The organism is Rhizobium mesoamericanum STM3625, from assembly GCF_000312665.1.
GTDB classification, from domain to species: Bacteria; Pseudomonadota; Alphaproteobacteria; order Rhizobiales; family Rhizobiaceae; genus Rhizobium; species Rhizobium mesoamericanum.
The window spans coordinates 564,499-580,790 of the sequence record NZ_HF536773.1; the positions used below are offsets into that span (position 1 = coordinate 564,499).

At 59.1% G+C, this 16,292-nt stretch carries 17 protein-coding genes and 2 pseudogenes; 13 read left to right on the forward strand and 6 right to left on the reverse strand.

Annotated features, from left to right (window positions below; translation table 11 throughout):
• Positions 1-89 precede the first annotated feature (89 nt).
• Entirely contained in the window at positions 90-1,553 is a 1,464-nt protein-coding gene (locus BN77_RS22910; protein ID WP_007536515.1) for a phospholipase D-like domain-containing protein, read from the reverse strand.
• A gap of 242 nt (positions 1,554-1,795) precedes the next feature.
• Between BN77_RS22910 and BN77_RS22915 the strand changes: the two genes are divergently transcribed.
• The 5 genes from BN77_RS22915 to BN77_RS22930 all read left to right on the forward strand — a co-directional run bounded on the left by BN77_RS22915 (position 1,796) and on the right by BN77_RS22930 (position 4,567).
• The gene (locus BN77_RS22915) at positions 1,796-2,065 is read left to right on the forward strand and encodes a DUF2934 domain-containing protein (RefSeq protein WP_007536518.1); all 270 of its coding nucleotides are present in this window, start codon (positions 1,796-1,798) and stop codon (positions 2,063-2,065) included.
• Between the two features lie 259 nt (positions 2,066-2,324).
• Positions 2,325-2,498, forward strand: coding sequence for a hypothetical protein (locus BN77_RS34205; RefSeq protein WP_007536520.1), 174 nt, complete (start codon positions 2,325-2,327; stop codon positions 2,496-2,498).
• Between the two features lie 106 nt (positions 2,499-2,604).
• Complete coding sequence (locus BN77_RS22920; protein WP_007536522.1) at positions 2,605-2,919, forward strand: hypothetical protein; 315 nt, start codon at positions 2,605-2,607, stop codon at positions 2,917-2,919.
• A gap of 27 nt (positions 2,920-2,946) precedes the next feature.
• On the forward strand, positions 2,947-3,678 hold the full coding sequence (locus BN77_RS22925) for a glutathione S-transferase (RefSeq protein ID WP_007536524.1): 732 nt from the start codon (positions 2,947-2,949) through the stop codon (positions 3,676-3,678).
• Between the two features lie 94 nt (positions 3,679-3,772).
• On the forward strand, positions 3,773-4,567 hold the full coding sequence (locus BN77_RS22930; RefSeq protein ID WP_007536527.1) for an SDR family NAD(P)-dependent oxidoreductase: 795 nt from the start codon (positions 3,773-3,775) through the stop codon (positions 4,565-4,567).
• Between the two features lie 63 nt (positions 4,568-4,630).
• On the opposite strand, the pseudogene BN77_RS22935 reads toward BN77_RS22930, so the two are convergent.
• A pseudogene (locus tag BN77_RS22935) lies at positions 4,631-5,317 on the reverse strand (acetyl-CoA C-acyltransferase); the annotation flags it as partial.
• On the opposite strand from BN77_RS22935, the pseudogene BN77_RS22940 reads away from it, so the two are divergent.
• Positions 5,317-5,618 (forward strand): annotated as a pseudogene (locus BN77_RS22940) (IclR family transcriptional regulator domain-containing protein); the annotation flags it as partial. The pseudogenes BN77_RS22935 and BN77_RS22940 sit on opposite strands and share 1 nt — an antisense overlap.
• 9 nt (positions 5,619-5,627) lie before the next feature.
• Here BN77_RS22940 and BN77_RS22945 read toward each other — a convergent pair.
• Positions 5,628-6,515 carry a helix-turn-helix domain-containing protein gene (locus BN77_RS22945; RefSeq protein WP_040678680.1) on the reverse strand — a complete coding sequence of 296 codons (888 nt, stop codon included), beginning with the start codon at positions 6,513-6,515 and terminating at the stop codon, positions 5,628-5,630.
• Between the two features lie 113 nt (positions 6,516-6,628).
• Between BN77_RS22945 and pobA the strand changes: the two genes are divergently transcribed.
• Complete coding sequence (gene pobA / locus BN77_RS22950; protein WP_007536534.1) at positions 6,629-7,801, forward strand: 4-hydroxybenzoate 3-monooxygenase; 1,173 nt, start codon at positions 6,629-6,631, stop codon at positions 7,799-7,801.
• A gap of 86 nt (positions 7,802-7,887) precedes the next feature.
• Here the strand turns inward: pobA and BN77_RS22955 are convergent, their stop codons facing one another.
• The 3 genes from BN77_RS22955 to pcaQ all read right to left on the reverse strand — a co-directional run bounded on the left by BN77_RS22955 (position 7,888) and on the right by pcaQ (position 11,126).
• Positions 7,888-9,429: an adenylate/guanylate cyclase domain-containing protein gene (locus BN77_RS22955; protein ID WP_425280257.1), complete on the reverse strand. Its 1,542-nt coding sequence runs from the start codon at positions 9,427-9,429 to the stop codon at positions 7,888-7,890.
• A gap of 283 nt (positions 9,430-9,712) precedes the next feature.
• Positions 9,713-10,141 carry a lipocalin-like domain-containing protein gene (locus BN77_RS22960; RefSeq protein ID WP_040678342.1) on the reverse strand — a complete coding sequence of 143 codons (429 nt, stop codon included), beginning with the start codon at positions 10,139-10,141 and terminating at the stop codon, positions 9,713-9,715.
• Positions 10,142-10,202: 61 nt separating this feature from the next.
• Positions 10,203-11,126 (reverse strand): pca operon transcription factor PcaQ, encoded by a 924-nt coding sequence (gene pcaQ / locus BN77_RS22965; protein WP_007536542.1) that lies wholly within the window; start codon positions 11,124-11,126, stop codon positions 10,203-10,205.
• A gap of 151 nt (positions 11,127-11,277) precedes the next feature.
• Between pcaQ and pcaD the strand changes: the two genes are divergently transcribed.
• From pcaD to BN77_RS22995, 6 genes are all read left to right on the forward strand, one after another.
• Positions 11,278-12,087: a 3-oxoadipate enol-lactonase gene (gene pcaD / locus BN77_RS22970; protein WP_007536544.1), complete on the forward strand. Its 810-nt coding sequence runs from the start codon at positions 11,278-11,280 to the stop codon at positions 12,085-12,087.
• Entirely contained in the window at positions 12,084-12,488 is a 405-nt protein-coding gene (gene pcaC / locus BN77_RS22975; protein ID WP_007536546.1) for a 4-carboxymuconolactone decarboxylase, read from the forward strand. Before pcaD ends, pcaC begins: the two co-directional genes overlap by 4 nt.
• A 10-nt stretch (positions 12,489-12,498) precedes the next feature.
• Entirely contained in the window at positions 12,499-13,248 is a 750-nt protein-coding gene (gene pcaH / locus BN77_RS22980; protein ID WP_007536548.1) for a protocatechuate 3,4-dioxygenase subunit beta, read from the forward strand.
• A 2-nt stretch (positions 13,249-13,250) separates the two neighbouring features.
• Positions 13,251-13,862, forward strand: a complete 612-nt coding sequence (pcaG, locus tag BN77_RS22985) for a protocatechuate 3,4-dioxygenase subunit alpha (protein ID WP_208856480.1) — start codon at positions 13,251-13,253, stop codon at positions 13,860-13,862.
• A 64-nt stretch (positions 13,863-13,926) separates the two neighbouring features.
• Positions 13,927-14,976 (forward strand): 3-carboxy-cis,cis-muconate cycloisomerase, encoded by a 1,050-nt coding sequence (locus BN77_RS22990; protein ID WP_007536551.1) that lies wholly within the window; start codon positions 13,927-13,929, stop codon positions 14,974-14,976.
• Positions 14,977-15,100: 124 nt separating this feature from the next.
• Positions 15,101-16,273, forward strand: a complete 1,173-nt coding sequence (locus BN77_RS22995; protein WP_007536552.1) for an ABC transporter substrate-binding protein — start codon at positions 15,101-15,103, stop codon at positions 16,271-16,273.
• Positions 16,274-16,292: the final 19 nt, after the last annotated feature.

Here is a 16,292-nt window from a genome sequence, read left to right on the forward strand (position 1 = left end):
TTGCTGGCGCTGCATTGGTTAAGGAGAGGTTCGCTCCGGAGTATAGGCCGGGTATAAAAACTTGCCACGCTTTAGGCCGAAGAAATCCGCTACAAATAAGGCGATCCGAGCCACAGCACCTTCTCGAGCAATCGCACAGCGAAGGGGCGCGCACGTAAGCCTTCGAGGGTGACCGGCGAAGCCGACTTGATAACCTCGTCGATATGCTCGTCGATCTCGCTGGCGAAGCCTTCATTCAGCACTTCCAGGTCGATCTCGAAATTCAGCCGCAGCGATCTCGGGTCGAGGTTGGACGATCCGACATAGGACCAGACGCCGTCGATCGACAGAAGCTTCGAATGGCTGAAGGCACCGCCAGAGCGCCAGATGCGACAATAATTGCTGAGGATCTGGTCGAATTGTGCCGTCATGGCGCGGTCGACGAGGACGAGGTTGTTGACAGCCGGGACGACGATGTCCACCTCGACACCACGCCGTGCCGCCGTTGCCAGTGCACTGATGAGCTCGCGGTCCGGCAGGAAATAGGGCGACATGATCCGGATCGATTTACGCGCAATCGAGAAGGCGCCTATCAGCATTTTGTGGTTCGTCTCGATGCTCCGGTCAGGCCCCGAGGCCACGACACGCATGAAGACCGGGTCGCCCGGTTGCCGCTCAGGCATCGCGGTTCGCCACATTCCCCCTTGCAAGATCTCGCCTGTCGTAAAGCGCCAGTCTTCGGCCGCAACATTAAAGAGATCGGCGACAACGGGTCCAGTGACGCTGAAATGCATGTCGCGGGCGAAGTTTTCTCCCGCCATCTCACGCGTGAAGCCGGCGCGAATGTTCATGCCGCCTGTGAGCGCGATGCGGCCATCGACGATGAGAATCTTGCGGTGGGTGCGTAAGTTCGCATAAGGCAAACGCAACCCGATGATGACGTTTCCGTTGAAGACCGATACGGTAACGCCGCCTTCTGCGAGGTAACCGAGAATACTCGGCACGGAATAACGCGCGCCGACGGCATCGATAAGAACGCGCACTTCAACGCCGCGCTTTGCCGCCGCAATAAGGCAATCAGCGATCCTGAGCCCGATCGCGTCGCGATCGAAAATGTAGGTCTCTAGCAGCACGCTTCGCTCGGCGCCATCGATCGCCGTCTTCATCGCGGCGTAACAGTCGTCGCCCGTTTCCAATATATCGATCGTATTGCCCGTTGCGAGCGGGTTACGGGCGACCCGGTCGCCGAGTGTCTGGAGGGCGGCGAAGCGACGGCCGAACTCGCTGATCACGCCATCCGTGTCGGCGTCGAAGCTTTCGAGCTCGTCAAGATCTGCCTCGGGTATCAGCGCATCACGCCGAAGGCTGAGCGAGGCGCGGCGGATGCGGTTGATGCCTGCGATGGCATACAGCACCGCGCCAACAATCGGCGAAAGGATGATGACACCGACCCAACCGATCGCGGCGCGGACCTCTTCCTTGGTCATGGCTGCGTGGATCGCTGCCGCCGCACCCATGGCGAGCGAAACGACGAATAGAATATGCGGCCAGTAGGTCGATATGAGATAAAACATCGCAGCGAAATATAACGACAAAGCTGCGGTGTTCAATTGCGCACTCGAAGGCTGAAAGATGCCCGTGTTGCGTGAAACATCTGATCGCAAGCAAAAAAAGCCGCATTGCGCAGGGCGCAGATGCTGCAATGCAGAATTTCTTTTTGCAGCGTGTCAAAAATTGCTTGAAACAGCGCGATTACTCTGGAACTCTGGGGCTACGTATCGCGTTAAACCACGGGCATTATCTGAGGAGATCGGCGATGACAGAAACTCGTGAAGAGTGGATCAAGAAGCGCGCCTATGCGCTTTGGGAAGAGGAAGGACGACCGGCGGGACGAGATTTCGCACATTGGGAACAAGCTCACGCCGAGCGCAAAGCGCTCGAAGGATCCGCAGCATCTCTGGATGGCAAGGAAGTTAAGACGCGCAAGCGCACCACTTCTCCAAAAGCAAGCACCGCTACTCCAAAAGCAAATGGCGCGGTAAAGGCTGTAGCTCCAAAGAAAACGGTGAGCCGCAAATCGGCGTGACTGTGCCTGTGACGAAGGACGCCACCACAGCGGCGCCCTCCGTCACATGATTGCATTGCTTCTGCTTTATTGATTTCGCGACAGCGCAAAGGGCGCTCGGGGGAAGAACCGCAGATGAATGCCTTAGCCCTGACCTCGCAAGAGAAGTGCGACAGCGACTGGCGATGCAACCAAACTCCGATCCGGGTGTTCACAGCGGTGGGAGCATCGGCGTGATAAGAAATTGCGTCAACGCGTTCACCGCGCCGCTGAGGATAGAATGACTGTTCTCGTCATCGCCGCGATAGCCTATCTGGGCTTTGCCCTCGTTCTCGTCTATGCGATCGACAATCTGGTCGCACTGTTCTTCCCTGATGCGCGTTCTGCCGTATCGCTTAATTTTCCCACCTTTGAAAAGATGATGGCGGCGTCGCGCAAATTTTATCGCAGATAGGCCGGCCTTGCCCGCGCTGCTACCTGTGTTGGCGCCCATTAACGCGACGCTGGAACTTTTTGCGCATCAGTAGGTTGCCCTTTCTCTGTCAGAAAGGAGCAAAGTCATGCCAAGAGGCGATAAATCCGCTTACACGGACAAGCAAAAACGAAAAGCCGAACATATCGAGGAAGGCTACGAAGACCGTGGCGTTTCCACCAAGGAGGCCGAACGCCGGGCGTGGGCGACGGTTAACAAGGAAAGCGGTGGCGGCAACAAGTCCGGATCCGGTCGGGGCAAGAAAGATACCAACGAAGCATCGCAAAAGGGTGGGCGCAAAGGAGGCGCCGCCTCAGCAGCGCGTTCTGCAGCCGACCGCTCGGCTTCTGCCAAGAAGGCCGCGGCGACTCGCAAGCGCAATGCGCAGCACGCGCATCACTGATCTGCAGCAGCAACCGGGAGGGACTTCATGGCATATGAACTTTACTATTGGAACGGCATTCAGGGCCGTGGCGAATTTGTTCGCCTGGCCCTCGAAGAGGCCCAGGCAGACTATATCGACGTCGCCAGGCTGTCCGGGCCCGGGATGGGCACCGCAGCAATGCTGGAACTGATGAGGAGCAAACACGAACCGTACATTGCCTTTGCGCCACCTTTCCTCAGAGATGGCGACCTTATTGTCTCGCACGTCGCTAACATCCTCTTTTATCTCGGTCCGAAACTTGGACTTGCCCCGGGTGACGAACAGTTGCGCTACCTCGCCAATGGGCTGCAGCTGACGATCACCGACCTGGTAGCGGAGGTCCACGACACGCATCACCCAATCGCCACCTCACTCTACTATGCGGATCAGAAAGAGGCGGCGAAAGCCCGCTCCGCCGCCTTTATCAGCGAGCGCATTCCAAAGTTTCTCGGCTACTTCGAAAAGGTGCTGCGACAAAATTCCAAGGGATCGAGCCACATCGTCGGCGATACGCTGAGCTACGTTGACTTGTCATTGTTTCAGGTAGTCGAGGGCTTGCGATACGCCTTCCCGAAAGCGATGAAAGCCTATGCGGGCGATTATAGAGGGCTGGCGGCATTACACGACGCCGTCGCCAAGCGCCCGAACATCAGCGCCTATCTGCGGTCGGACCGTCGGCTTGCCTTCAACGAAGACGGAATCTTTCGCCATTATCCGGAGCTTGATCTGGTGCCGTAGCGGATATGGCATTGCTCCGCGTTGATGGAGACTGATAAGCTCACTGCAACGCGTCACGATCCGTCCCGCCGCATTCCCGGAGGCTATCGCTGCCATGGCAAATCTTGCTCAATTGCTTCAATCCATCAAGATTCCAGATCTCGCCGGCAAGGCCGTGCTGATCACCGGCGCCTCGACTGGCATCGGGGCAGCCCTTGCCCGCGCCTTTGCCGCCCAGCATATGAAAGTCGGCATCCATTACAATGCCAGCCGGGGGCCGGCGGAAGCGTTGGCCGATGAAATCCGGGCCGCCGGGGGCACGGTGCATCTCGTGCATGGCGACATATCACGGGAGGGCGAAACCGAACGCGTTGTCGAGGAGACGGCCAGAACCTTCGGACATCTTGACGGCCTGGTGAACAATGCTGGCGGCATGCTTGGCCGCAAGCCAACAGCCGAATATACTGACGAACACTACATGAAGGTCATGGATCTGAACGCCCGCTCGGTGCTTGCCGCAACGCGCGCGGCCCATCCCTGGCTCAGGAAGCAGGGGGGCTTCATCATCAACACCACCTCGATTGCGGCGCGCAATGGCGGGGGCAACGGCGCCGTGCTTTATGCAGCATCGAAGGGCTTCGTTTCGACCATCACGCGCGGCCATGCCAAGGAATTCGTCCCCGATCGTATCCGCGTCAATGCGGTAGCACCGGGCGTCATCGCCACACCGTTTCACGAGCGTTATACCAACGACGAGCAGATGGAGCTGCAGCGCAAAACCATCCCCATGGGTTTCGTGGGCACGCCGGAGGATTGTGTCGGCGCCTATCTCTTTCTCGCATCGCCTGCGCTTTCGGGCTACATCACGGGCCAGATCATCGAAGTCAATGGCGGCCAACTGATGCCGTAAAGTCGGCCTGGATGATGGATCGTGACGCGGCGGTTCTGCCGCGTCGTTTCTTTTGAGGTCTCTTCACACGCGCCCAAGCGCGATCGCAATTCCCTGCCCGACACCGATGCACATGGTCGAAAGCGAATAACGTTTGCCGGTCTCGCGCAGTTCAAGCGCTGCTGTGCCGGTTATGCGCGCCCCAGACATGCCAAGCGGATGGCCAAGCGCAATGGCGCCACCATTGCGGTTCACACGCTCGTCACCGTCGGCTATCGAAAGTTCGCGCAGAACGGCGAGGCCCTGCGATGCGAAGGCCTCGTTGAGCTCGATCACGTCGAATTTTTCCTGCGTCATGCCAAGACGAGACATCAGTTTGCGCGATGCTGGAACCGGCCCTATTCCCATGATGCGCGGCGGCACGCCGGCAGATGCTCCACCGAGGATTCGGGCGATCGGCGTCAGACCGTATTTCCTGGCAGCAGCCTCACTGGCGATGATCAGAGCGGCCGCGCCATCATTGACACCGGACGCATTTCCCGCCGTCACCGTACCGCCCTCCTTCTTGAAGCGCGTGGAAAGCTTGGCGAGCGCCTCCATCGTGGTTGCACGCGGATGCTCATCCTTCTCAACGACGAGAGGATCGCCCTTGCGCTGTGGAATGGTGACGGCGGTGATTTCCATCGCCAATCTGCCGTTCGCCTGCGCTGTCGCTGCCTTGGCCTGGCTGCGAACGGCGAACGCGTCCTGGTCTTGGCGTAAGACCCTGTGAAGCAAGGGCGATCCTTTCCCGCACCGAGCTCAAGCCCAACACCCCGAACACCAAGACGGACGTGGAAGAGCTGATCGCGGAGTTCCGGCGCGTGCGTGAACAGGGTTGCGCCGTCATCGACCAGGAACTGGAACTCGGCCTTTGTTCGATTGCAGTGCCCTCGAGAATGATCGCTGGCAGACCGTCGCGGCGATCAACATCGGCGCACCGGCCGCCCATGCGCCGGGCGCCGACATGCCTTCCCGCTACCTGCCGCTTCTCAAGGAGACGCAGAAAGCGCTGCGTCTGGTCCTGCGCTAGGGTTAGAACCTAGATACCGAGCTTGGCGCGCTCTGCCGTGCGCCATGCCCGCGGCGTCTCGCCGGCCTGTTTAAGAAAGAAGCGCGAGAAATAGGCGGGATCAGAAAAGCCAAGACGGTAGGCAATCTCCTTGACACTCCCGAAAGTGAAGACCAGCTCTCGCTTTGCTTCATCAAGGAGCTTGCGGGCGATCAATTCGCTTGTGCCGTAGCCGGTCGTCGTCCGCGCGATCCGATTAAGATGGGTCGAGGAGATGCCGAGCGCGTCGGCATAGAAGCTCGCCGATTGATGCGCTTTAAAATGCCGCTGGATCAAACCATGCAGCATTTCCATCCGGCGCTCGTTCTCATCGGCAGCGAGCCGGTCCTGCGACTTCTCAGAAGAAAGTCGAGCGGTAAGTAAAAGCGCCGATGTCAAATAAGCTTCAAGCAGATCGTTGCGTCCGCTTTGACGTTCCATGAACTCGCGGCCAAGCCGCCGCAGCGACGCGGCGGCATAGCGCGCGTCCTCGTCATCCATCTCAAGTTTCGTAAGGTGCGGCAATGCCATCCACGCGCCCAGTCGGCTGCGATCGCCGGGGATCGCCTTGAGGTGCGAACTCAGCACCGTGATAACGAAGCCGTCGATATCTCTGGAAAAGCGAAAGCCATGGTCGAGGCCGGGCGGGACGGTGACGACCGAGTGCGGCTCGATCGCGTGCCAGATGCCGGAGAACATCGCCTCGCCGGAACCGCTATCTATGTACAATATCTGAAAGAAATGATCGTGCCGATGCGGGCGTATCTCCCAGTGATGGAGGCTGCTTCTCGATGGAATCGTCTCGCAATGCAGCCAGAAATCAGGTTTTCTGCCGGTATTCTCGCCGTAAAGTTCATAGGTCGGGACGATCTTTGCCACCGCGAGCTCCTCCATACGATGTTCGATTAGTGCAATTTCATGACGGAATTGTCCATTGTTGATGGTGCTTTGCCGCGTCACAATTTGATAAAAGACAAGTGCGGGAGGACATCATGCACACACAGGTAGCCATCATTGGCTCCGGCCCCTCGGGGCTGTTGCTCGGCCAGTTGCTAACCGAGGCCGGTATCGACAACATCATCCTCGACCGCGTTGGCAAGGAATACATTCTGGGCCGCGTACGCGCCGGGGTCCTGGAGGAAGGCACCGTTAGCCTCATCGACAAGGCAAAGGCCGGTGCGCGCATGCATGCCGAAGGCTTGCCACATGACGGCTTTTCACTCGCCTTCGACGGGCGCGACCACCGCATTGATCTGTTCGGCCTCACCGGCGGCAAGCGTGTCATGGTCTATGGACAAACCGAGGTCACCCGCGACCTGATGGAGCGGCGCGAGGGGAGCGGTGCGCAGACGATCTACGAGGCCGCGAATGTTGAGCCGCACGACTTCGATGGGACGGCCCCCTACGTGAGCTACGAAAAGGGTGGCGTCGCCCATCGCATAGACTGCGATTTCATCGCCGGCTGCGACGGTTTTCATGGCGCCAGCCGCAAGGCGGTGCCGGAAAAATCGCTGCGCGTCTTCGAGAAGGTCTATCCCTTCGGATGGCTTGGAATTCTCGCCGAAGTTCCTCCCGTCAGTCATGAATTGATCTATGCCAACCACCCACGGGGATTTGCGCTCTGTTCCATGCGCTCGCAGCATCGCAGCCGCTACTACATCCAGTGTCCCCTGGACGAGAAGATCGAGGACTGGAGCGATGATCGTTTCTGGGACGAACTGCGCCGACGCCTGCCTGCCCATCATGCCGACGCGCTCGTGACCGCACCGTCCTTCGAGAAGTCGATCGCGCCGCTGCGCTCCTTTGTCGCCGAGCCAATGCGCTTTGGGCGCATGTTCCTCGTCGGCGATGCCGCCCATATCGTTCCGCCGACTGGCGCCAAAGGTCTCAATCTCGCCGCGAGCGACGTGCATTATCTGTTTTCGGGTCTCATAGAGCACTACCAGGATCGCTCGAACGCGGGCGTCGATGCCTACTCGCAAAGGGCACTCGCCCGGATCTGGAAGGCAGTTCGTTTCTCCTGGTGGATGACGACAATGATGCACCGGTTCCCTGACACCGGTGACTTCGATCAAAGAATTCAGGAAGCCGAGCTCGACTATTTGACGCATTCACGTGCGGCCTCGACCGCACTTGCGGAAAATTATGTCGGTCTTGCCTACTAGCTCCCCTTCCGCCATCCACGGAAGGGTGCACGGAGAGCGGCGGTGGTTAAATGCGTCCCACCGCTGCTCGCCGCTCGGACAAGGTATCAAGAGGAGGCAGGCGCCTGGGCGTCAATCGCCGCCATCGCCTCTGCGAGCGCCGCGCGAACGCGGGCGAGCTCATCCGGGTCAAGTTGCGCTACATCGAGATGAAGGTCGAGGCCCGCAAAGTGCTCACTCAGCACACGCAGGTTCTGATCAGCGCCCAACAGTCCATTGACGGCATAAGGCACCACCTCGCGGTGGATGCCCTTCATGGTGATCGGCGGCAGGGGCGTCGCATCGACAATATCCTTCACGAGTGCGTAGGTTTCGTAACTGATGACGATCTTCCCACCCTCGGCAATGGATTGGAGGCGCGCGGCCAGATTGGCTTCGGCGCCGATGATGGTGTAGTCCATGCGATCGCTGCTGCCGAAATTGCCGACATTACAATAGCCCGAGTTGATCCCCATGCGGACCACGAACGGTTCTTCCGTGCCGTCGAGACGCCATTTCTCCTTCAGTTCGCCAAGGCGGCGCTGCATATCGACGGCCATCCGCAGGCAAGCTTTTGCGTCTTCGACCGCACCATTCGTTTCAGGATCGCCGAAGAATACCAATACCGCGTCGCCGATGAACTTATCGAGCGTGCCGCCGTGCCGCAGTGCAATGGCAGACATCTCGGTCAGGTATTCATTCAACATTTCCGTCAGCGCTTCGGGCTGCAGCCGCTCGGCGGTGGCAGTGAAGTCCTTGATGTCTGAAAAGAAGATGGTCAGTCGCTTGCGCTCGGTGTGTACGACGACATCCTTCTGGCCGCTGAAAATGCTCTTGTAGACCTGTGGGGAGAGATAGCGCGAGATCTTCATGGAGATGCTTGCCAGGAACTCGTTAGCCTGCTCCAGTTCGTGATTGACGCCCTGAATAAGGGCGGTCTGGCGCTGCTGGAAAACGATGAAGCCGATACCAAGCCCAGCCATAAACAAGAAATAGAGTAGCAGGTATTTGAAGGCGAATACGTCGTGGGCAAAGGGTTGCTTGATGATCACTTCCTGAATGCCGCGCACGTCGCCGACTTTCCAGTCCGTCTTCGGGCTCTCCGGATGAGTGTTGTGGCAGGCCACGCATGCCTCACCCATGATGACAGGCGTCACAAACCGAAATGTATTCGTAAAGCCGCTTCGGATGATATCAGTCGGTGTCTGCTTCGGATTGGCACGCAACGCTGCCAGTGCATTCGTTTCAAAAGCATCGAGGGGATGCGGCGCACGCCGCTTGAACGGCAGATCGGAAAGGAAGCGATAGGTTATATTGGCTTGCTGCTGCCGAATGACATCACCGAGCTCGAGTGACAGCGTCGCCGGAATAGGGATTGCGCCAGGTGTGTTGGCATAATCGTGTGTCACGACTGTTGCAACGTCGCCACCGGCTGCATGTGCTGCAAGAATGCGGCCGACAACGTTGCTGGCATAATAGGAGCGGATGCTGGTGATCAGCGAGCTCATATCCTCAGCCTGTCGTTTGACGGAGTTTTGTGAGAGCGTGCTGACGTCCATCCAAACGGCAATCGGCAAGCCCGCCAGCAGAGCCAAGATCAAAAGGCTGATGAAATAACCGGTGTTTCGAACGCTCCGGCGACGATCTGTAGCTGGGGTCACGGGAAGCACCGACCATCATCGAGCCACGTTTGCGCAAAACCGGTTCGCCCAAGCGGCCTCGCCATCGGCCTATTCATGCAGTGATCTGAACCTAAAATCGCGCCCATCATCTTTGAAACTGAACCCCTTTATGAGACTTGCCATCCAGCAAGGAGGAGCACGCGTCCATCCATGCCGTCAACTGCTCGCTGCCGGCCAACTTTGGAGACATGAAGGAGGCTCACCCACCCTTTCAGATCTTGCGGAACTCGAGCTCGTATATGACTTCCTCGCCGGTCGTCGGATCGACGCCCGGTGCGCCGCTGATGACCAGCTTATTGCCGTCGATGGAGAATGGCCTGATGAGATCGCTCACGCCCCAAGCCGGATTCCAGCTCGCGTCGACGTGGTGGATCACGCGGCCGTTGTCGAACGTGTAGGTGCCGGCATAGGCGAGCATGCTATCGAAGAGAGCAACCTTTTCGGAAGCGGTCGGCATCTTGCCATTGGATCCCGGTCGCTCGCTGCTGACGACCAACGCCATCATCCTGCCATCTGGTTGGTACGATAAGAAACCGACGGGATCCGGACCCATCGCGTCGGAAATGGCGCCGGACGAAACTATCCTGCGCTTCCAAGACACCATTCGCCAGGTCCCGTGTAAAGCGGCCGCCCTTCCCATAGGCTCCCCCATGCGCAGTTGGACATGAGGAACATATCACGGGGCCAGCACGCGGAACAGGCTATGGCTTTGCCACTTCCGCGGCCGCCTCGCGCAATGTCTGCATGAGGATCGACAGCGGCAACGAGGGGATCGCATCCGTTCGCATGGTCAGGCCGACCGGCCCCTTCGTCTCGCTCGTATCGATTGGCAGGACAGCCAACAAGCCGTCGGCGATATCGGTGGCGACGACGCCGGTGGAAATGATCCAGATGGCGTCGCTCGCGCGCACGAAGGCGCGGCCGAAGGAATCCGAAACAGTCTCGATCTGGTTCGGGAGGCTTGCAACGCCGTTGGCGATCAAAAAGTTTTCCACGAATGGTCTAATGATCGAGGCGCGTGTTGGCATCAGGACGGTATATTCGCCAAGGCTGGCAAACAGCGATCGCTTGGTCTTGAGCAGGGGATGGTCGGCACGCACGGCAAAAACGACCTGTTCCGAATAGAGATGTTCGAAGGAAAAACCGGCCATCTTTTCTGCACTGGCCAGACGCCCGACGACAAGATCAAGGTCGCCGACGCGCAGCTGCTCCAAAAGCACGGCGTTCTCCCCCGTGACGATCTTGATGCGGCTCCAGGTGTTCTCTTTGAGGAACAGTTCCATTGCACGCGGCATGACGCGGGTCGATACGGTAGGTAGCGCGCCAATCCTGATCGGCGGCGCCTCGCCGAAACGCTCCTGCGAGACAGAATCGAGCCCCTGGCGCAAGGCCGTCAGCGCTGCCCCCGCATGACGGAGGAAGACATCACCGTAGCGGGTGATCTTGATGCCGCGGCCGTCGCGTTCGAAGACTGCGACACCCAGCACCTCCTCAAGTTCGCGGATGGTCTTCGTCACGGCAGGCTGGCTGACATTGAGCAGTTCGGCAGCCTTCATCACGCTTTTTTGGCGCGCAACCTCGACAAACGTCTGCAGATGGCGAAACTTGACGCGACTGTCGATCATGGTTTTCATAACTCCAGAGTTATCGAAATACCACGAAATATCATTTTACCTAACCAGATTAAACATTCAATTTGAATCTGGGTCCGCGCAGGATCGGTTATCAAGTCGGTCGCGGCTTGCCTGGGGATTTGGCGCGCAGAGGAGATTTGCAGTGCAGTTTGCCCGCATCAACGACGTTTCGATCCACTATCAGCTGATCGGCGGCCCAGCCGACAAGCCGGTCATCGTGTTCGCCAATTCGCTCGGCACCGATTTTCGCATCTGGCGCGACGTGATCGTGCGACTGGCCGGGGACTATGGCATCATTGTCTACGACAAACGCGGCCACGGCCTATCCGATGTCGGCCAAGTGCCCTATTCAATCGAGGACCATGCCTCCGATCTTGCCGGTTTGCTGGAGCTTCTGGCGGTCAAGCAGGCTTTCATTTGTGGGCTTTCCGTCGGCGGGTTGATCGCCCAGGCGCTATACAAGGTACGGCCTGACATGGTGCGGGGGCTGATCCTTTGCGATACCGCTCCCAAGATCGGTACTGCCGAAAGCTGGAATGCGCGGATTGAAACCGTCGCCGGCAAGGGGATCGGCAGCATCGTCGACGGTATCATGGAGCTCTGGTTTACACCCGCCTTCCGGCGACCCGAGAACACGGCTTATCACGGCTATTGCAACATGCTCGTGCGCCAGCCGGTGGAAGGCTATCTTGCTACCTGCGAGGCGATCCGCGATGCCGACTACACAGAGGCGGCCACGAAGATAAACGTTCCGACGATCTGCATTGTTGGAGACCAGGACGGTTCCACGCCGCCCGATCTCGTGAAGTCGATGGCCAAACTCATTCCTGACGCCCGCTTCGAGATCATCCAAAATGCCGGCCATATCCCCTGCGTGGAGCAGCCGGAGGCGCTGACGGCGGTTATCCGCGCATTCATCGATTTCGCATTGCATGGAGAAGAAAGCCCATGAGTGAACGCCATCCGTCATCCGAGCGCTTTGAGCAGGGGATGGCCACACGTCGTGCCGTACTCGGCGATGCCCATGTTGATCGCGCCGAAGCGAGTTCGACCCCCTTCGACAAGCCCTTTCAGGACCTGATCACGGAAGCCGCCTGGGGACACGTCTGGTCGCGCCCGACACTGACGCGCCGCGAGCGGTCGATCGTGACGATCGCGCTTTTAGCCGCGCTCGGCCAGGACGACGAGGTGGCAATGCACGTCCGTGCCACTGCCAATACAGGCGCCTCGCGCGACGATATCTGCGAAGCCCTGCTGCATGTGGCAATCTATGCTGGCGTGCCTGCCGCCAATCACGCCATCAAGATCGCCAAGCATGTTTTCGAACAGATGGACGCTGGAAAGGCGGCCTGAAAGGCATAGGATGTCCGAACTCACCAACCGTAAGCCCGAAACCGGCGCCTTTTTCGCTCGTGACCGCGCCTGGCACGCACCGGCCCTCACCCCAGGCTACAAGACCTCCGTTCTGAGATCGCCGCAGCGCGCCCTCTTGTCGCTTGATGGCACGATCTCTGAAATAACCGGTCCCGTCTTCGGTCATTCGCTGATCGGCGATTTAGACAACGACCTGATCCATAACTTTGCCAAACCGGGCGAGAGCGCCATCGGCGAGCGTATCGTGGTTCATGGTCGCGTGCTTGATGAACGCGGCCGACCCGTGCCCGGTACGCTCGTCGAATTCTGGCAGGCCAATGCGGGGGGCCGCTACCGCCACAAGAAAGAAACCTACCTCGCCGCTATCGATCCGAACTTCGGCGGTTGCGGGCGCTGCATCACCGACGATGATGGCCAATATGCATTCCGCACCGTTCGCCCCGGTGCCTATCCCTGGCCTAACGGCGTCAACGACTGGCGTCCGGCCCATATCCACTTCTCGATCTTCGGCCATGGCTTCGCTCAGCGCCTGATTACCCAGATGTATTTCGAGGGCGACCCGATGATCTGGAAGTGCCCTATCGTCGGCACCATTCCGGACAAGCGCGCCATTGAGCAATTGATTGCGCCACTCGACTGGGGCAACACGATCCCGATGGATGCACGCGCATACAAGTTCGACATCGTGCTTCGCGGTCGCCGCTCGACGATGTTCGAAAACCGATTGGAGGGGAACTGATGGTGCAGCAGCTCGACTACCTCAAGGAAACACCATCACAAACAGCAGGTCCTTATGTCCATATCGGCCTGACCCCAAACTTCTGCGCTATCAACGGCGTCTACGAAACCGACCTCGGCTCGGTGATGACCAACGACAAGACGCTCGGCGAGCGCATCACCGTGACTGGCCGTGTTTTTGATGGCGCAGGTGCGCTGGTGCGCGATGCCGTCGTAGAAATCTGGCAGGCCGACAGCGTCGGTCTTTACAACAGCCCGGCCGAGCTGCGCGGAACGGCCGATCCCAACTTCAGCGGCTGGGGACGCTGCCCGACACGCGCCGACGACGGCGTTTTCACCTTCGAGACGATCAAGCCCGGCTGCGTCCCTTACAAGGACGGGCGCAAGATGGCACCGCACATCACCTTCTGGATTGTCGCCCGCGGCATCAACATCGGCCTTCATACGCGGATGTATTTTCCCGAGGAGGTCGAGGCCAACAAAGCCGACCCGCTGCTTCTGCGCATCGAGCACAGGGAGCGCGTGGACACGCTGATCGCTCAACGCGAGGGATCGACCTACACCTTCGATATCCGCCTGCAAGGAGACAGGGAGACCGTGTTCCTGGATATTTGACCACATGGGCCGTGCGCCGAAAGCATTGCAGGCGCAGTGATCGGCCCTAGCAAGAAAGACGCCGATGACTATCTCAGCTTTCGATCACCCCTTTCTCTCCGGACTGCTTGGCGACGACGAGACGGCATCTTATTTTTCCGCGGCGGCGGATATACGCGCCATGCTCGGGTTCGAAGCGGCACTCGCCAGGGCCGAGGCCATTCATGGTCTGATTTCGCACGAGGCCGCACGCCATATCGACATCTCCTGCGCAAGGTTTGAACCGGATGTTGTCCGTCTGAGAACAGCCACTGCCCGCGATGGAGTTGTGGTTGCAGAACTCGTCAAGCAGCTTCGGGAGGCGGTCGGAAGTCCGTATTCGGATTGCGTTCATCTCGGTGCCACGAGCCAGGATCTCATTGACACCAGCCTCATGGTGCGCCTCAGGGCTGTCGCGTTCCTGTTTTCGAGCCGCCTTTCAAGGATCTCACAGGAATTCGACAGTCTCGACGCACGGTTTGGCAAAGTTGCCCTGATGGGGCGAACACGCATGCAGGCGGCCATCGCGATTACCGTGTCGGACCGCCTTCGTGCCTGGCGAGCGCCGCTCGAGGCTCATCGCGACAGGCTGACCCAACAGCGGTTTGTCCTGCAATTTGGTGGGGCCGCGGGCACGCTCGAGAGACTTCAAGACAAGGCTCCGGCCATACGGGCCGCCCTTGCCCAGGAGCTCGGCCTTTCCGATGAGCCGCAGTGGCAAAGCCAACGGGGATTGATCGCTGACCTTGCCAATCTGTTTTCTCTCATCAGCGGAAGCCTTGGCAAGTTCGGCCAGGACATCGCGCTTTTGGCGCAGGCGGGCGACGAGATCGAGCTTGCAGGTGGCGGTGGTTCGTCAGCCATGGCGCACAAGCACAATCCCGTCGCAGCCGAAACGCTGGTCGCTCTTGCACGCTTTAACGCAACCCAGCTTTCCGGCATCCATCAGTCGCTGGTGCACGAGCAGGAGCGATCAGGTGCTGCCTGGACGCTGGAATGGCTCATTCTGCCGCAAATGGCTGTGGCGACCGCCGCTTCTTTGCGTCTGGCGCTCGAGCTGGCGGGTAGCATCCGGCGAATTGGGCTTAAATCATAACCGCCAATGCATGAGTTTCGCCATTTATTTCATTTTACATTACCGTTTTGAATGAGACACAATCGCCGGGATTTAGCCCCGGGCTAATCCGGCGTAGGAGTGCGCCATCGATATGGGAGGATTTATGAAACGGTTTGTCCTGACCGCGGTTGCGGCAATAGTCATGAGCACAGCGGCCTACGCCGATGCCATCAAGGTGGGTGTCGTCGGACCGTTCTCGGGTCCATTTGCCCTACAAGGTAAGAACTTCAAGGCCGGCATCGACGCCTATATGGCGATCAACGGCAACAAGGTCGGCGACAATACCGTTGAGGTGATCTACCGCGACCTTCCGGCCGCCGATCCGGCAAAGTCCAAGGCACTGGCGCAGGAGCTGGTTGTCAAGGAAAAGGTGCAGTACCTCGCCGGCTTTTATTTCACGCCTGACGCGATGGCCGTGACGCCGATCCTGCAGCAGGCCAACACCCCGCTCGTCATTATGAACGCCGCCACATCGGCGATCGTTACCAAGAGCCCCCTGGTTGTGCGCACGTCGTTCACCACCTGGCAAACCTCGACGCCCATCGCAAAGGTTGCTCATGATGCCGGCGTCGGCAAGGTGATTTCCGTCGTCAGCGACTACGGGCCGGGCGTCGATGCCGAAAATGCCTTCAAAGCGGCCTTCGAGAAGGAAGGCGGTCAAGTTGTCGAAGCAATCCGCATGCCGCTCTCGACCAACGATTTCAGCCCGATCATGCAGCGCATCAAGGATTCCGGTGCGCAGGGCGTCTTCGCCTTCCTGCCGTCCGGTCCGACCACGCTTGGCTTTGTCAAGGCTTACAATGAGAACGGTCTCAAGGCTGCCGGCATCAAGTTCTTCGCGCCAGGCGACCTGACCCAGGAATCCGACCTTCCGGCGTTGGGCGATGCAGCGCTCGGCATCCAGACGACCTTCCACTATGCCGTCTCGCATGACTCGCCAGAAAATAAGGCATTCGTCGAAGCCGCGGCCAAGGCAATCGGCAACAAGGCAGAGCTGTCTTTCCCAGCCGTCGGCGCTTACGACGGCATGCATGTCATCTACAAGATGATCGAGGCCACCGGCGGCAAACAGGACGCTGCCAAGGCAGTCGAGGCCGTCAAGGGTCTGACGTGGGTTAGCCCGCGCGGCCCGGTCTTGATCGATCCGGAAAGCCGCCACATTACGCAGAACATCTACCTGCGCGAGGTCACCAAGGCTGATGATGGCACCTATTACAACAAGGAAGTCCAGACATTCGAAAAGCAGGGCGACCCTGGCCTTAAAGCTGCGAAGTAAGGGCGTCTGATACCGGCGG

Excerpts from the sequence above, each read along its gene's own strand:
- pobA (WP_007536534.1), top strand. The coding sequence starts at position 6,629 with ATGCACACACAGGTAGCCATCATTGGCTCCGGCCCCTCGGGGCTGTTG.
- BN77_RS22930 (WP_007536527.1), top strand. The coding sequence starts at position 3,773 with ATGGCAAATCTTGCTCAATTGCTTCAATCCATCAAGATTCCAGATCTC.
- BN77_RS22925 (WP_007536524.1), top strand. The coding sequence starts at position 2,947 with ATGGCATATGAACTTTACTATTGGAACGGCATTCAGGGCCGTGGCGAA.
- pcaC (WP_007536546.1), top strand. The coding sequence starts at position 12,084 with ATGAGTGAACGCCATCCGTCATCCGAGCGCTTTGAGCAGGGGATGGCC.
- BN77_RS22990 (WP_007536551.1), top strand. The coding sequence starts at position 13,927 with ATGACTATCTCAGCTTTCGATCACCCCTTTCTCTCCGGACTGCTTGGC.
- BN77_RS22960 (WP_040678342.1), bottom strand. The coding sequence starts at position 10,141 with ATGGGAAGGGCGGCCGCTTTACACGGGACCTGGCGAATGGTGTCTTGG.
- pcaH (WP_007536548.1), top strand. The coding sequence starts at position 12,499 with ATGTCCGAACTCACCAACCGTAAGCCCGAAACCGGCGCCTTTTTCGCT.
- BN77_RS34205 (WP_007536520.1), top strand. The coding sequence starts at position 2,325 with ATGACTGTTCTCGTCATCGCCGCGATAGCCTATCTGGGCTTTGCCCTC.
- BN77_RS22920 (WP_007536522.1), top strand. The coding sequence starts at position 2,605 with ATGCCAAGAGGCGATAAATCCGCTTACACGGACAAGCAAAAACGAAAA.
- BN77_RS22995 (WP_007536552.1), top strand. The coding sequence starts at position 15,101 with ATGAAACGGTTTGTCCTGACCGCGGTTGCGGCAATAGTCATGAGCACA.
- BN77_RS22910 (WP_007536515.1), bottom strand. The coding sequence starts at position 1,553 with ATGTTTTATCTCATATCGACCTACTGGCCGCATATTCTATTCGTCGTT.
- BN77_RS22915 (WP_007536518.1), top strand. The coding sequence starts at position 1,796 with ATGACAGAAACTCGTGAAGAGTGGATCAAGAAGCGCGCCTATGCGCTT.
- pcaQ (WP_007536542.1), bottom strand. The coding sequence starts at position 11,126 with ATGATCGACAGTCGCGTCAAGTTTCGCCATCTGCAGACGTTTGTCGAG.